This is a genomic window from Burkholderia sp. YIM B11467, from assembly GCF_052952715.1.
On sequence record NZ_JBQVSQ010000002.1, the window covers coordinates 782,427 to 797,119 of the forward strand.

13 protein-coding genes are annotated in these 14,693 nt (G+C 66.4%); 4 read left to right on the top strand and 9 right to left on the bottom strand.

From position 1 onward, the window contains the following. Positions 1-387: 387 nt before the first annotated feature. The gene (locus tag ACTRWB_RS10650; RefSeq protein WP_446901865.1) at positions 388-2,589 is read left to right on the top strand and encodes a glycoside hydrolase family 3 C-terminal domain-containing protein; all 2,202 of its coding nucleotides are present in this window, start codon (positions 388-390) and stop codon (positions 2,587-2,589) included. A 140-nt stretch (positions 2,590-2,729) separates the two neighbouring features. Here ACTRWB_RS10650 and ACTRWB_RS10655 read toward each other — a convergent pair whose 3' ends face one another. Both ACTRWB_RS10655 and ACTRWB_RS10660 read right to left on the bottom strand, forming a co-directional pair. Next, positions 2,730-2,921, bottom strand: coding sequence for a hypothetical protein (locus ACTRWB_RS10655; RefSeq protein WP_343495379.1), 192 nt, complete (start codon positions 2,919-2,921; stop codon positions 2,730-2,732). Continuing rightward, positions 2,918-3,496: a DUF4865 family protein gene (locus tag ACTRWB_RS10660; RefSeq protein ID WP_446901866.1), complete on the bottom strand. Its 579-nt coding sequence runs from the start codon at positions 3,494-3,496 to the stop codon at positions 2,918-2,920. The genes ACTRWB_RS10655 and ACTRWB_RS10660 overlap by 4 nt, the downstream gene beginning before the upstream one ends. Before the next feature lie 129 nt (positions 3,497-3,625). Between ACTRWB_RS10660 and ACTRWB_RS10665 the strand changes: the two genes are divergently transcribed. Beyond that, positions 3,626-4,483 carry a LysR family transcriptional regulator gene (locus ACTRWB_RS10665; RefSeq protein ID WP_048245447.1) on the top strand — a complete coding sequence of 286 codons (858 nt, stop codon included), beginning with the start codon at positions 3,626-3,628 and terminating at the stop codon, positions 4,481-4,483. Between the two features lie 196 nt (positions 4,484-4,679). Then, positions 4,680-5,267, top strand: a complete 588-nt coding sequence (locus ACTRWB_RS10670; RefSeq protein WP_048245448.1) for an IMPACT family protein — start codon at positions 4,680-4,682, stop codon at positions 5,265-5,267. Positions 5,268-5,364: 97 nt separating this feature from the next. Here the strand turns inward: ACTRWB_RS10670 and ppk2 are convergent, their stop codons facing one another. The 7 genes from ppk2 to ACTRWB_RS10705 form a co-directional block, all read right to left on the bottom strand. Then, positions 5,365-6,315, bottom strand: coding sequence for a polyphosphate kinase 2 (ppk2, locus tag ACTRWB_RS10675; protein ID WP_446901867.1), 951 nt, complete (start codon positions 6,313-6,315; stop codon positions 5,365-5,367). A gap of 87 nt (positions 6,316-6,402) precedes the next feature. Further along, positions 6,403-7,788 carry an OmpW/AlkL family protein gene (locus ACTRWB_RS10680; RefSeq protein ID WP_446901868.1) on the bottom strand — a complete coding sequence of 462 codons (1,386 nt, stop codon included), beginning with the start codon at positions 7,786-7,788 and terminating at the stop codon, positions 6,403-6,405. Between the two features lie 4 nt (positions 7,789-7,792). Beyond that, the gene (locus ACTRWB_RS10685; protein ID WP_129517201.1) at positions 7,793-9,088 is read right to left on the bottom strand and encodes an HlyD family efflux transporter periplasmic adaptor subunit; all 1,296 of its coding nucleotides are present in this window, start codon (positions 9,086-9,088) and stop codon (positions 7,793-7,795) included. A 12-nt stretch (positions 9,089-9,100) separates the two neighbouring features. Beyond that, positions 9,101-10,105, bottom strand: coding sequence for a hypothetical protein (locus ACTRWB_RS10690; protein ID WP_446901869.1), 1,005 nt, complete (start codon positions 10,103-10,105; stop codon positions 9,101-9,103). Further along, positions 10,102-12,222, bottom strand: coding sequence for a peptidase domain-containing ABC transporter (locus tag ACTRWB_RS10695; RefSeq protein ID WP_446901870.1), 2,121 nt, complete (start codon positions 12,220-12,222; stop codon positions 10,102-10,104). The genes ACTRWB_RS10690 and ACTRWB_RS10695 overlap by 4 nt, the downstream gene beginning before the upstream one ends. A gap of 132 nt (positions 12,223-12,354) precedes the next feature. Then, positions 12,355-12,540 carry a hypothetical protein gene (locus ACTRWB_RS10700; RefSeq protein WP_048245454.1) on the bottom strand — a complete coding sequence of 62 codons (186 nt, stop codon included), beginning with the start codon at positions 12,538-12,540 and terminating at the stop codon, positions 12,355-12,357. Between the two features lie 221 nt (positions 12,541-12,761). Further along, positions 12,762-12,935: a hypothetical protein gene (locus tag ACTRWB_RS10705; protein WP_006495012.1), complete on the bottom strand. Its 174-nt coding sequence runs from the start codon at positions 12,933-12,935 to the stop codon at positions 12,762-12,764. Between the two features lie 282 nt (positions 12,936-13,217). On the opposite strand from ACTRWB_RS10705, the gene ACTRWB_RS10710 reads away from it, so the two are divergent. Then, complete coding sequence (locus tag ACTRWB_RS10710; RefSeq protein WP_446901871.1) at positions 13,218-14,633, top strand: TolC family protein; 1,416 nt, start codon at positions 13,218-13,220, stop codon at positions 14,631-14,633. Positions 14,634-14,693: the final 60 nt, after the last annotated feature.

Consider the following 14,693-nt stretch of genomic DNA (forward strand, 5'->3'; position numbering starts at 1 on the left):
GCGCAAACGCCCGTCCGCAGGTACTTCTTACTCCGCTCCGCCACCGCAATCGGGAACGATGACCGTCTTTTCATCGCGTCTCGCGGCCGCGCCGAATAAAGATCGTACGTATCGGTAGAAACACCGATGCTGTAGTCAAACTACATTCATACCATTAGTCGCTGCAGAGAATCGCTACATCCGATTCGGCAGCGTCGGGCGGCCTGTGCGTCGCCGCCCGCGTTGACCGGTCGAGCCCAACCGGCCGTAACGATTCCCCGCCTGGCCTGGCATGCCGACGCGCAACCACCCTGCATCGCCAGCCGAATGCGTCCGGTGCGAATCCACCGGACGTGCGCAGCTCCAGACATCATTCGAACAACCGGCAATACGATCATGGAGAGCAACATGCGGGACACACTCTGGCCGGCCGTCGTGCTGGCAGCGACCCTCTGCACCAATGCCTACGCAAGCAATGCCGATTTCAACTCGCAGGGCGACGCCACCGATGCGTTCGCGTCGGCCGCCGCGCAACAGCGCGCCGACCGGCTCGTGCGCAAGATGACGCTCGACGAGAAACTGCAGTTCATTCATTCGCAATACGAAATGTCCAAGGTGCCGGGCGGCGGCGCCGGCTACATCCAGGGCGTGCCGCGGCTCGGCATTCCCGATCTCAACATGGTCGACTCCGCGACCGGTTCCGGCAGCACGTCGCAGGCCAGCACGACGTTCCCCGCGACGATTGCCGTCGCCGCGAGCTGGGATCGCCGCCTGTCGTACGACTACGGCAAGCAGGTCGCGATCCAGTTGCGCGCGCAAGGGTTCGGCATGGGCCTCGGCGGCGGCACCAATCTCGCGCGCGAGCCGCGCGGCGGCCGCCTGTTCGAGTATCTCGGCGAGGATCCGCTGCTCGCCGGCGACCTGCTCGCCGAACGCACGCTCGCCACACAGCGGCAGAAAGTCATCGCGACCATCAAGCACTACGCCGGCAACGAACAGGAGCACGGCCGGATGGGCGGCAATACGCAGATCGACGAACGCACGCTGCGCGAGCTGTACCTGCTGCCGTTCGAAATCGCCGCGAAGCGCGGTCGGCCCGGCAGCGTGATGTGCAGCTACAACCGCCTGAACGGCGCGTATGCGTGCGAGAACAACCATCTGCTGAACGACGTGCTGAAGAACGAATGGGGCTTCCAGGGCCAGGTGCAGTCCGACTGGGGCGCCACGCACAGCACCGCCGCCGCGATCAACGCGGGGCTCGACGAGGAAGAAGACGTCGGGACGACCGTGTACCTGACGCCAACGGCCGTCAAGCAGGCCATTGCGAACGGTTCGGTATCGACCTCGCGCCTCGACGACATGGTGCGCCGCAAGCTCGCCGTGATGATCCGCGTGGGCGTGATGGACGATCCGGCCAAGGGCGGCGGCACGATCGATTTCGCGGCCGCGAACGGGTTCGCGCAGGCGGCCTCCGAGCAGTCGATCGTACTGCTGAAGAACGACGGCAACCAGTTGCCGCTCGCCGCGTCCGCGCTGTCGCGTATCGCCGTGATCGGCGGCCATGCGGATGCGGCCGTACTGTCCGGCGGCGGCTCCGGCAACACGCGCGACCCGGTGTCGGGTTCGTTCGCGGGCTGCGGCGGCCTGACGTTCGGATCGTCGACGGGGTGCAGCTGGTGGCGTAATCCGTGGCTGAAGGTCGATGTGCCGATCGTCGCGGCGATCCGCGCGCTCGCGCCGGCCGCGCAGGTCACGTATGCGGGCAACAGCGACCAGCAGTCGCCGTTCCGCGCGTACACGCAGCAGGAGATCGACCAGGCCGCGGCGCTCGCGGGCCGCTCGGATGTCGCGATCGTCGTGGTCGCGCAGCCTGCCGGCGAGGATTTCGGCGACCTGCAGAGCCTGAGCCTCGCGAACCCGTCGAACCAGGATGCGCTCGTCGAAGCCGTCGCACGCGCGAATCCGCATACGATCGTCGTCGTCCAGAGCGGCAATCCGGTGCTGATGCCGTGGAAGGACCAGGTGTCCGCGATCGTCGAGGCGTGGTATCCGGGCGAAGCCGGCGGCAAGGCGATCGCGAACGTGCTGTTCGGCGCGGTCAATCCGTCCGGCAAGCTGCCCGTCACGTTCCCGGCGCGCGATCAGGATTCGCCGACCTGGGGGCAAAACGGCGCGTTCGACAACGATCCCGTCTACGCCGAGAAGCTGAACATGGGCTATCGCTGGTATGACGCGCGCAACATCAAGCCGATGTTCGAATTCGGCTACGGGCTGTCGTATACGCACTTCGCGTATTCGGGGCTGTCGGTGTCGCGGCAATGGGACGGCTCGCTGAGCGTCGCGTTTACCGTGCGCAACGACGGGCGTGTCGCCGGCGCGGAAACGCCGCAGGTCTATCTCGGCGTGCCGTACAAGGATGAGCCGCCGAAGCGGCTGGTCGGCTGGGAGAAGATCCGGCTGAATCCGGGCGAGGCGCGGCATGTGCGCGTCACCGTGTCGCCGCGGATGCAGAGCGTGTGGGATACGTCGCGCAACGGCTGGCGGTTCGTGTCGGGCGGGACGGTGTATGTCGGGGCGTCGTCGCGCGATATCCGGTTGCAGGGTAACTGAGCGTGACGTGAAACGGCCGGGGGCGCCGCACGTATCGTGCGCGGCACCTCCGGCCCTCTAATGGCACGACGGCCGCATCGTATCTCGTGCCATCGGCTTGTGCTGCTGCGTCAGCGGGCTTGCCCGCCCGCTGACGTCCTTTACCGCAACATCAGCGCGAACACCGTCGTCAGCACGGCGATCGCCGCGATCGCCGCCGTTATGCCTGCCAGATGCGCGGCAACCGCCAGGCCGGCGGGCAATCGCGTCGATGGTGCACCGCCCGCGCTGCCGGACCATCGGCCGCGCGCCGCCGGCCGGACCCGCGCGCGCGACGCGAGCCCGGCCATCACGCGCCGCTCCCTTCCAGCGTGTCAAGCAACGGTCTGGCCAGATGCATGACCTGGTACACGGTGCCCGCGCCACCGTCGTCCGGCTCGTGTTCCGATATGAGTATCCGCGTCAGCCGCCAGCGTTGCGGATCGAGGCTGACGGCCGCCGCGACCACGCCCTGCCGCGCGGCCGCTTCACGATTGCGCGCGACCTCCGTTGCAAGCGTCGCATCGAGATCGGCATCCGCCGGAATATCCACGGTTTCCAGACGGGCGAAGCGCCCGGTCGACGCGCTGCCCTTGCGCGCATCGAGCGCAACCTGCACGTCGATCGGCGCGCGTCCGAAGCTGTCCGTCACGACCCGATAGCGGCCGTCCGTCACGAACTCGGCGAACGCGCGGTCGTTGCGCCACAGGTAGAACGACGCGTAGCCGTTTTCCGTCGCGCCGTAGCGGCCGGCCTCGCGCAGCAGGAACCCCTTGAACAGCAGGTCCGGCGTGTCGTCCCACAGCTTGCCGCGCTCGCGGACGCGATTGCGGATGATGTCGAGGTCGTAGTCCGCCGGCAGGCGGTGCACGTAGTACGCAGTCAGCATGGTCGACTCCTGGCGAAAGAAACGGGGAGATTTCGGACGGCTTGAAAACAGCGTAGAAGACCTTGAATCATTTGAAAAGACGATGGCAGAATATTTCAATGATTCAATTCTGAAATGGATGAGTGCGCGATGAAAACACTCGACATCGAAGCCGTGCAGGCGTTCGTGCTGACCGCCGACCTCAAGAGCTTCACGCGGGCCGCCGAGGCGCTGGACACGACGCAGTCCGCGGTGAGCCTGAAGATCAAGCGGCTCGAGGACGGGCTCGGCCGCCGCCTGCTGGAGCGCACGCCGCGACAGGTCCGCCTGTCGGCCGACGGTACCGCGTTCCTGGAACCGGCGCGCGAACTGGTGGCCGCTCACCAGGGGGCGGTCGGCGCGTTCGGCACCGGCCAGCGGCGGCTGGTGATCGGCGTGAGCCACCATGTCGTCGGCGCCGATCTGCCGATGCTGCTGCGGCGCATGAGCGAAGCGGAGCCGGGGCTCGTGCTGGAGATCCGGGTCGCCGCGTCGCGAGACGTGCTCGATGCGTTCGACCGCGGCCAGCTCGACGCCGCCGTCGCGCTGCAGCACGACAGCCGCCGGCTCGACGGCGAAACCATCCTGTCGGAGTCGTTCGGCTGGATGGCGGCGGCCGATTTCGAGTACCATCCGCCGCAACCGCTGCGGCTCGCGACGCAGGCCGAACCCTGCAGCGTGCGCCGCATGGCGGTCGGCGCGCTCGACGAAGCCGGCGTCGCATGGACGGAAGTCTTTGTCGGCGGCGGCGTGGCGACGATCGGCGCGGCGGTGTCCGCGGGGCTGGCCGTCGCGGCGCTCGGGCATCGCGTGGCGCCCGCCGGGACGGTCGACGTCGGTGCGCAATACGGATTGCCGCCGTTGCCGACGCGCGAGGTGGTGCTCTACTCGAGCCAGACCGACGCCCGGGCCAGACAGGCACTGCGCACGTTGGGCGCGGCGCTTCGGTCATCGGTCGGCGTGCGGTGACGGCACGCGCGGCATCGGCGAGCCGGCACGCGCGCCGGACGCCGAACGAAGGCGCGTTCGCGGGACGTTTCGCCGCCCTCCCGCGTCGCACGCGGTATGCTTCGGCACGCGCCGCGCATCCGCCGCGGCCGAGACAGACAACACCCGGAATACCGGCAGGCGACGGCATCGATCGCGCCTGCCCCTGACGATCAACGTGACCTACACCCTATCCGCTCCCCGCACGACCGAACTCGAGATCCGCAAGAGCCGCTTCATCGCGTTCGCGATTCCCGTCGACGACCGCGACGCCGCGATGCAGGTGCTGCAGCGCCTTCGCAACGAGCATCCGGCGGCCACCCACGTGTGCTGGGCGCTGCTGGCGGGCGGCCAGTCGGGCATGTCGGATGACGGCGAGCCGTCGGGCACCGCGGGCCGGCCGATCCTCGAAGTGCTGCGCCATCACGATCTCGACGGCGTGCTGGGCGCGGTCGTGCGTTACTACGGCGGCGTGAAGCTCGGTGCGGGCGGGCTGGTGCGGGCCTATACGGATGCAATCGCGTCGGCGCTGCTCGACGCCGAGCGCGTCGAACGCATTCGCCAGACGCGGCTCGCGATCGAGATCGGCTACCCCGAGGAGGCGCGCGTGCGCCGCTGGGTCGAACAGGCCGGGTATGAACTGGTGGACAGCGCGTACGGAATGACGGTGAAGCTCGTGATCAAGCTGCCGGAGACCGCCGAGGCGAATGCGAGAACCGAGCTGTTCGACCTGACGCAGGGGCGATCGGGGTTCCCGGCGCTGTGAAGCACGGGTAAAGCCTCTCCCCTTCACCGCCCTGCCGATCGCGAGCCGGCAAGCAGCGCGCCGCCCATGCGACGCGCACACCGAATGAATGCCGGCGTCAGTAAGTATCCGGCACGATCATGTTGTCCGGCACCGGACGACGACTGTAATCCTCGTGATGCTCGCGCTGCGGCAGATCGATCGTCGGGCGCGGCACGTCGTGATACGGCACCTGGCCCAGCAGATGGTGGATGCAGTTCAGCCGCGCGCGCTTCTTGTCGACGGCCTGCACGACCCACCACGGCGCCTCGGGAATATGCGTGCGCGCCAGCATCTCTTCCTTCGCGACCGTATAGGCTTCCCAGCGTCGGCGGCTCTCGAGGTCCATCGGGCTCAGCTTCCACTGCTTGAGCGGATCCTCGATCCGGCTCTGGAAGCGCGCCTCCTGTTCATGATCCGTGATCGAGAACCAGTACTTGACGATCTGGATGCCGCTGCGCACCAGCATTTTCTCGAACTCCGGCGCGGACCGGAAAAACTCCTCGTACTCGTCGTCGGTACAGAAATTCATCACGCGCTCGACGCCCGCGCGGTTGTACCAGCTCCGGTCGAACAGCACGATCTCGCCGCCGGCCGGCAGATGCGCGACATAACGCTGGAAGTACCATTGCGTGCGCTCGCGGTTGTTCGGCGCCGGCAACGCGGCCACCCGGCACACCCGCGGGTTCAGGCGCTGCGTGATGCGCTTGATCGCGCCGCCCTTGCCTGCCGCGTCGCGCCCCTCGAAGATCACGACGAGCCGGTGACCGGTGTTCACGACCCAGTCCTGCAGCTTCACGAGCTCGCCCTGCAGCCGGAACAGTTCGCGGAAATACTGCTTGCGCGCCTCGCGACGCTCCTGCGAGAACAGCAGGTCATCGCTGTCGTCGAAGCGGCGGTCGTCGAGCTCCATCTCGAGCTCTTCGTCGTAGGCATCGACCAGGTCTTCCTCGAAGCGGCGCTGGCGCGTCTCCAGCGACTCCATATCGGTGCGGTTGTCGGTCTCGGTGCGGGTATCGTTTTCGCCCATGGGGCCTCCTTCCATCATTGACGCAGCCAAACTCGGCCATTATCTCAGTGTCGCGCGTCAAAATCATGAAAACGGCCGCTTACCCCCTCAGAATCGGAACGAGAACAGCACGCTGGCCAGCACGGGGTTCGCCGAAATGTCGAACGTGTTCGACGCGAGCTGCCGGTTCGGCTGGTCGATGTCCAGCGTAATCTTCGTACGTAACGGGACATACGTGACCATGCCGGTCACCCAGAAGCGGCGCGTGATCTGGTAGCTCGCGCCGACGGTGAAAACCGGCTCCCAGACACTCTTCACCTTGGCCGACACATTGGTCTTCCCGGACAGCAGCAGGTCGCCGCCGGCATCCCAGATCCGCTGGAACAACGCGGGATCGAGCAGCAGCGACTGCAGGCTGCCGATATCCGCGCCCGCCGCGAGCAGCCCACCGAGCGATGCGAGCTTGCGCTGGAACACCGGGTTCAGGTTCGTGTTCGTGAAGCGCGTATAGCTGATGCCAATGCCCGCGAACGGACGGAAACGATCGTCGCGCTCGCCGAGGTAGTACTTGAACACGACGGACCCGAGCCACGCGCGCGTGGTCGCGAGCGGGTTGCTCTGCGTATTCGCGAGATCGATCAGCGGCAGGCGCCCCTGGACGCCGGAAAAAATCCGGTCGAGCGGCAACCCGATGCTGCCGTGCCCGCGCAGCGTCAGCACCGGCGGAATGCCGCCGCCGACTTCGGCCGCCCAGTTCTCGGAGAAAAAGTGAGTGAACGTGAACGCCAACGTGTTGGTATTGCTGAGCGACAGGCTCGAACCCTGGTTCTCGAAGCTGTTCAGCCCGAGCGCATCGGTGTGCGTCGTCACGGGCGTCGATCGGCCGGTCGTCGCGATGAAGTGCCAGCCGAGGCCGACCATGTTGTGATCGTCGCCCATCAGCTGCTCCAGCAACGGCGGCGCCTGCGCGGCCGGCAGATCGGGCAGGCGCGATGGATCGACCGGATGCAGTTCGTACGGCATCCGGTCGGCGTGGACCACGCCGCCGGCCGGGGCGTCGTCCGCCGTTGCATCTTGCGTCGCCGCCGGATTGCAGCCGCCGGCCGCGCCGTTGCCGTCGAAGCCGATACCGTCCGCGCCATCGTCGCGCGCTGCCGCGCATGCGCGCCCCGCTCCGCCGGCACGCTGCCCGAGCGTGATCTTGCGGGCCGTCAGCGGAATGTCAGGCTGCGGCACCTCAGCCGAACCGTCGCGCCCGCCGCGCGCCGGCCCGGCCTCGGTCGCCCAGGCGCTCGCATCGAACCCGTCCGCATCGCCGCCCGGCCAGAAGCCGATCCCGTCGGCGCCGGCCTGCCAGCGGGTCTGCGTGTCGCCATCCGGCTGCGGCGCGCCGTGTGCGGCGGCCGCGCACGCGAACAACGTCGCACCGAGCCAGCGCGACAGCGGACGCACGGATCCCGGCCGCGCGCGGCGGCATTCGTCGCGACGCGTCATCGGCTCAGGCCGGCACGCCGAACAGGCGCTGGCGAATCCGGTACAGCGGCTCGAACAGCCATTCGAGCAGGCTGCGCCGTTCGAGCACGATGTCGGCCTTCAGCATCATCCCGGCCCGCAGCGACAGTGGCCGCCCGTCGAACGACGGCGTGCGATCGGCCAGTTCGACCCAGGTCTTGAAGTAGGTCTGCGGCGCAGCCGAATCGCCCGGCAGGTTCAGTTCCTTCGCCGAGAACGCGACGGGCGAGATCGACAGCACCTTGCCGCGATACGTGCCGAACTTCTCGACCGGATAACTTGCGTACGCAACCTTCACTTCCTGCCCCTTCTTCACGAAGCCGGCCTTCGACGACGGAATGTAGACCTCGGCGATCAGCCCGTCGGCCTTCGCGGGCAGGATCTCGACGACACGCGTGCCCGGCGGGTCGATCACGCCGCCCTGCACGACGTCGAGCCGCACGATCTGCCCGTCGGCCGGCGCGTACAGCACCTGGTTCACGTTCTCGTCGATGTTGTATTCCTTCGCGTTCAGTTCCTCCTGCTTGATCTTCAGTTCCGCGTTCGCGCCGTCGTACTTGCTTTGCATCGTGTCGAGGTCGCCGCGCAGCTTCATCGCGTTCTTCGCCAGCTCGGCGCGGCGCAGCAGCAGGTCCTGGTACGCCTGGCCGGCCTGCAGGTACTGCGTGTTGACCTGGTTGTACTGTTCGAGCGTCACGACCTGTTCGTCGAGCAGCTGCTTCACGCGCGCACGCCGTTCGCCGTACTCGTCGACGATGCGCTTCTGGTCCTGGATCTGCCGGTCGATCAGCGCGCGGCTCTCGCCCTGCGCGGCGATCTGCTGGTTGGTCTGCTGCACCGACGACCGGTATTCGAGGCGCGCCGCGTCGATCTGCTGCGTCACCTCGACACGCTGCCGGTCGAGCGCCGCGCGCATCCCCTGCACGTTGTTCCCCTGGCTGACGAAGCTCGTGTCGCGCGTCACCGCCAGCAGCCGCTGGCCGGCCTTCACCTGCTGGTCCTTGCCGACGTAGATGTCGCGCACGGCCCAGCCCGGCGGCGCACTGACGCCGATCAACCCCGAACGCGGCGTCAGCATCCCCGACACGCTCTCGGTATTCGCGTAGCTCAGTTCGACGAGCGCGGTCACGAACATCGCGAACATCGCCAGCGACAGGTAGCAGAAGAACCGCATCGATACCGGCACGTCGACGACACCGTGGATCACGGTGCCGAAGGTCGTGCCGCGCGCGAGCTTGCGCGACGGCTTCTGTTCTCGGAGAGCGGAGTTCCAGGTCGGCATGGGGCGGGCTCGTCAGGAGCGACGCCGCGCGGCCGCATCGAGCAGCGGCGTCGGCATCAGGTAAGGCGTGAAGTGTTCCCAGAAATGCCACTGCTCGGGCTGGCGCACCAGCGCCTGCTCGAGCCGGTCGACGATGCGCTGATGCGTCGCGCGCACGGGCGACGCGTCGTCGTCCGCGCCGAGCATCGGCGCGAGCGGGCTGGCCGCGAGTTCGGTGAAATGCACCGCGCAGCGATCGCGGAACGGCACGCCCGTCGCATACGCGACGAGCAGCGGAATCCCTTGCTCGACCGCGAGCTTCACACCGCCACCGGCCATCCGCACCCAGCGCCCGCCGAGCCGGCAGCGGTTGGTCTTGCCGAACTTGCCGTGCAGGTCGGAAAACAGCAGGAACACAGGCGCCTCGCGCCGCAGGCTCGTGATCAGCCGCCGCAGGTGCACGCGCTCCTCGATGTCGATGAACTCGACTTCGCCGGCACCGTATTCGGCGACGAGCCGCAGCGCGTCGTCGAAGAACGCGCCGGGCGCATCCCGGTGCAGGATCACCATCAGCTTGCGGTCGTCGGGGATCATGAAGCGCAGCTTCGTGACGAACAGCATCAGGTTGCCGAAGTGCAGCCCCGCGAGCATCAGCGGGCCGCCGCGCGCGAGTGCCGTGCGCAGTTGCGCGTCTCCTTCGCATGCCATCCCGTCGATCATCGCCTTCATCGATTCGAGGCTGTGCGTGCGCAGCTTGAGCCCCGCGAACTCGGCCTCGAACAGCTCGCGCACGATGGTCGCCGACACGTCCCGCACACGCTGCGGGTCGTCGTTCAGGTGCCCGCTCAGCATGTACGCGACCGCGCGTTCGATCGACTCGCGAATGCACGGAAAGCAGCGCAGGCACACGCCCGAGCACCAGCGCATCAGCCGCAGCCCGCGCGCGGGCGACGTGCGCAGCGCGACGGCGCGCACCGCGCGTCGCACCAGGAAAGCGTACGAGAACGGATTGAGCAGGAAGAGTCGCCCGAGCATCACCGCGTCTCCTGGATCGTGCGCCACTCGTCGGTCGCGTCGGTCAAGACGCCGTCCTGCATCCGGTAGATCCGGTCGACCATCGACAGGATCGACGCATCGTGCGTGACGAGCACGATCGTGCACGGCAGCGTCAGCACGTTGCGGCAGATTTCGTGCGTCGTCGCCTGGTCGAGGTTCGACGAGAATTCGTCGAGGATCAGCAGGCGCGGCTCGCAATACAGCGCCCGCGCGATCAGCAGCCGCTGCATCTGGCCGGCCGACAGGAATTTCTGTGTGTCGCCGAGCGGCGTGTCGTAGCGATGATCGAGCCGCTCGATCTCGTCGTGGATGCACGCGAGCTTCGCCGCGTCGAACATCGCGCCAATCCGCGGCGCGGGCGCGAAGTTCGTGATGTTGTCGCGGATCGTCCCGCGAAACAGCTGATCGGACTGCGTGACGGCCGCGAGATGCTTGCGGTACTGCCGCAGGTTCACGTCCGCGAGATCGACGTCGCCGACGAACAGCGTGCCGCGCTCGGGCCGCACGAGCCCGCAGATCAGGTTCAGCAGCGTCGTCTTGCCGCTGCCGGTGCGGCCGACGATCGCGATCTTGCCGCCGGCCGGCACGTCGAGCGCGACGTCGCGCAGGATCGGGCGATTGCCGCCCCGTGGCGTGTACGACAGCGCGCGGATCGACAGCGCGCCGTCGAAACCGTCGACCGGCCGCACGACCGCGTCCGGCGCCGGCTCCTCGGTCTCGGTCTGCAGCACGTCCGCGACGCGATCCATATGCACCTGCAGCACCTTGCGGCGCACGTAGAGCTGGATCGAATCGATGAACTTGTCCGCGAACAGGTTCTTGTACTGGATGAACGCGTAGATCACGCCGATCGTGCTCTGCCCGTGCATCACGAGCCACGCGCCATACGTGACGATCACGAGCTGCTCGACGTGCACGATCCCCTTCGACACCGCGTCGAACAGCAGTTGCAGCCGCTCCTGCTGGCGCATCGCCTGCAGCTTCTGCGTGAACGCGTTGATCCACAGGCTGCTGCGCGCGGTCTCGGCCGACAGCAGCTTGATCGAATGCGCGGAGCGGATGTTCTCGATCAGCAGCGCATCGGCCTCGGCGCCGCGCGTGAGGATCTGCGACATCGCGTCCTGCAGCTGCGGCTGGATCGCGAGCCGGCTGAGCGCGAACAGCACCATCCCGGCGAGGCTGATGCCGGCCAGCACGGGGCTGTAGTACAGCATCAGCACGAGCGTCAGCGTGCAGGTGACGATATTGAGCAGCCCGCCGACCAGGCCGTCGACGAGAAACCGCCCGACCTCCGACACCGACGACACGCGCGAGATCGAATCGCCGGTGTTGTGGAACAGGAAATAGCCGATCGGCAGCCGCGCAAGATGCCCGACCATGTTCGCCGACAGCTGCTGCGACACGATGTTGCGCAGGTAGCTCTTGATGTTGCCGACGAGGTTCGCGTACAGCGTGTCGAACAGGAACACGATCGCGAACAGGATCGTCAGCAGGTACAGGATGTCGACGTCGGTCTTCTTCAGTGCCTCGTCGATCGTCAGTTGCACGTACGACGGGCCGAGCAGCAGCAGGAGCTGCGCGGCGACGCCGCCCGCGATGCCGATCGCGAGGCTCTTGCGAATGCCCGTCAGCCCTTCGAGGTAATCGCGCAGCCGGATCCGGTCGGCCGGCCCCGCATGCGCGAAGCCGATGTCCGGATTCAGTTCGAGCGCATAACCGGTGATGTGCGTGAGCGCCTGCGCGAGCGGCAGCTTCGTCTCGCCGAGCGCGGGATCGACGATGTGCACGCTGCCGTAACCGACCTTCGTCAGCACGACATAGTGGTTCATCCCCCAGTGCAGGATGCACGGCGTCTTGAGCGCGTCGAGCTCGCCCGCGTCGAACTGCAGCCCGCGCGCACGCAGGCCGAGATCGTTCGAGATCTCCATCAGGTCGAAGAACGACAGCCCGGAATCGATCCGCACGGGATAGCGGTTGCGCAGCGTGCGCAACGTCGTTTCGCGCCCGTGCCACGACGCGATCATCGCGAGGCAGGCCAGGCCGCACTCCGTCACCTCGTCCTGCAGGACCGGACGGACTTTACGCGTATTGAAAAGCATGGTCGGGCACCCGGGGCGCGACAACGCGCCGCCCAGGCCTGCCGGTGCGGGCCCGTGGCGGGTCGTGCGCGATACGCATGGGCGCAGCCGGCACGCTGCCGGCTGCGACGGAAGATCGGTGTTGCCGGCCGCTCAGCGCGACGAGCCGAGCGACATCCGGAACTGTTCGACGGCGCGGGTCTGGTACTGGGTCATCAGGCCCTGCAGCGTGGATCCGATCGACTGATTGACGAGATCGACCGTATAGGCGGCCGAATTGGAGTAAAGCGACGCGCCGCCGCGAATCTGGCGGGCCTGGTCTTCCGTGATGTCTCGCATTTTTGTGGCCTTTATATTGTCGGAATGCCTGCAGCCGTCAGCCAATTGAAAATCAATAGCCGTTGACTTTATTACGGGGATAATCCGGCATTCCTGCCTCCTGATAATCGCCCGAACCGAAATGGTGCATTTCGATTCGATTTACTGCGATTGCGGCGATCGATTCTTTTCCTTCTGTTTCGCAGCATTTCACGCGGGGGGCGCCTCCCCGCGCACGGCGGTTACTTGCCGGTGTTATTGAACGTCTTCGGGTTCTGCAGGTAATTGCCGAGGCTCGGCAGGAACTGGCCGAGCGCGGTCACCACCGGCGCGGCGTCAACGGCGAGGCTACCCAGCGAGCTGATCGCACCGCCGCCATGCACATTCCTGACCTGTTCCGTCGTCATGACCTTCATCATTCTCTCCTCGTAAAAAAATAAAGATGATGCAAAGAACCTTCATTGAAAGACAAACGGCTTTTAATCCCTAGCGACTTGTTAATCTAATAATCACTGCGATTACGAGCCGAAATCAGGCTATCATGCGAGCGCATCGGAATTCAATGGAGGACACACTCTTACATGCGCGTTTTCCGATGCGCGGTGGATAGCAGTCATTCACGCTGTTTGAATTTCAATTTCAAAACGTTTAAATCCCGCCGCAATGCGTTGCGGCACGGGCAGGAGACGGAGACGGCCATGTTTGAAACGAGGCGTGCGAATCGCGGATCGGCGGAGCGAGATAAGGGTAATTCCCTATCAAGATTTTCGACTAGGTGGAATCCCCTACTTGCAACCGTAACACTGTTCACTGTAACGATAGTCGGCATGCCTGCGCACGCGCACGCGTTTTGCCTCGACACCGCTTACCAGTACGCGGCCGTGCACGATCCGCGCTACCTGCAGGCGCGCAGCGAATACGACGCGGCCCGGCAGAAATTTCCCGAGGCGCGCGCGCAGATGCTGCCGCAGGCCACCGCGCAGCTCGAATGGGGGCGCTACGGCACGCACGCGAACCTGTTCGGTATCGACGTCAGCGGCTCGAACAACGCCGCCTACGGTGCCGCGCAGGTCACGCAGGCGCTGTTCAACGTGCCCTACCTGTACGACATGCGGCGCGCGACCGAGTACGAGGAATCGTCGAAACAGAAGCTCGAGGTCGCGAAGCAGGACCTGATCCTGCGTGTTGCGAACGCGTGCTTCGACCTGCTGAGCGCGCGCGAGAAGCTGCAGTCGGCCGACGACGAGGTGAACGCGCTCACGCGGCTCGAAAGCGATACGCGACGCATGGCGCAGCTCGGGATGAAGACGATCGGCGACACAGCCGAGATCGAGGCGCGCCGCAGCCTCGCTCAATCCGACGAAGCGCTCGCACAGACCGACGTCGATGCGCGCCGCGCGCGCTACGAGACGCTGCTCGGTTCGACGATCGATTTCTCGCGCTGGCCACGGCTTGCGATGCGTGGGACGTCGCCGCGCATTCCGTCCGGCGACTACGCGCCGCAGGACAACCCCGCGTACCAGCAGGCGTACCGCGACGTCCAGGTCGCGCGGCTCGCCGCGAAGCGCGTCGGCGCGGAGCACCTGCCGACCGTCGACCTGTTCGCGTCGTATTCGCGCGGGCTCAATCCGAACCTGCGCGGGCTCACCGATCGTTCGGACTTCCATCAAAGTGCGTTCGGCGTGCAGGTGACGATCCCGATTTTTTCCGGCGGCAGCGTGTACTACCGGCAGGTCGAAGCCGAGCACGTGACCGAGCAATACCGCAACCGGCTGCGCGAGGTCGAGGAGCAACTGGGCACCGATCATCGCGAGGCGCTGTCCGCGCTCGAATCGGTCGGCACGCGCATCCGCGCGCTGCAGCAGTCGCTGCAGGCCGCACGGCTCGCGTACGACTCGTCGATGAAGGCGCATCAGGTCGGCTATAGCACGACGTACGAAACACTGAACCTGCGGCACGACATCTCGGGCATCCGGCAGAAGCTGTTCGACAGCTATCTCGATGCGCTGAAGCTGCAACTGAAACTGAAAAGCGTGCTCGGCACGCTCGACGAGCAATCGCTGATCGCGGTGGACAGCTTCCTCGAAAGCAACGCGGCGAACGACCGGAGTTGAGTGCGACGCAACGCGCAACGCGTGTACCCGCACGTGCACCACCGGCTCGCGCAGCGGTCG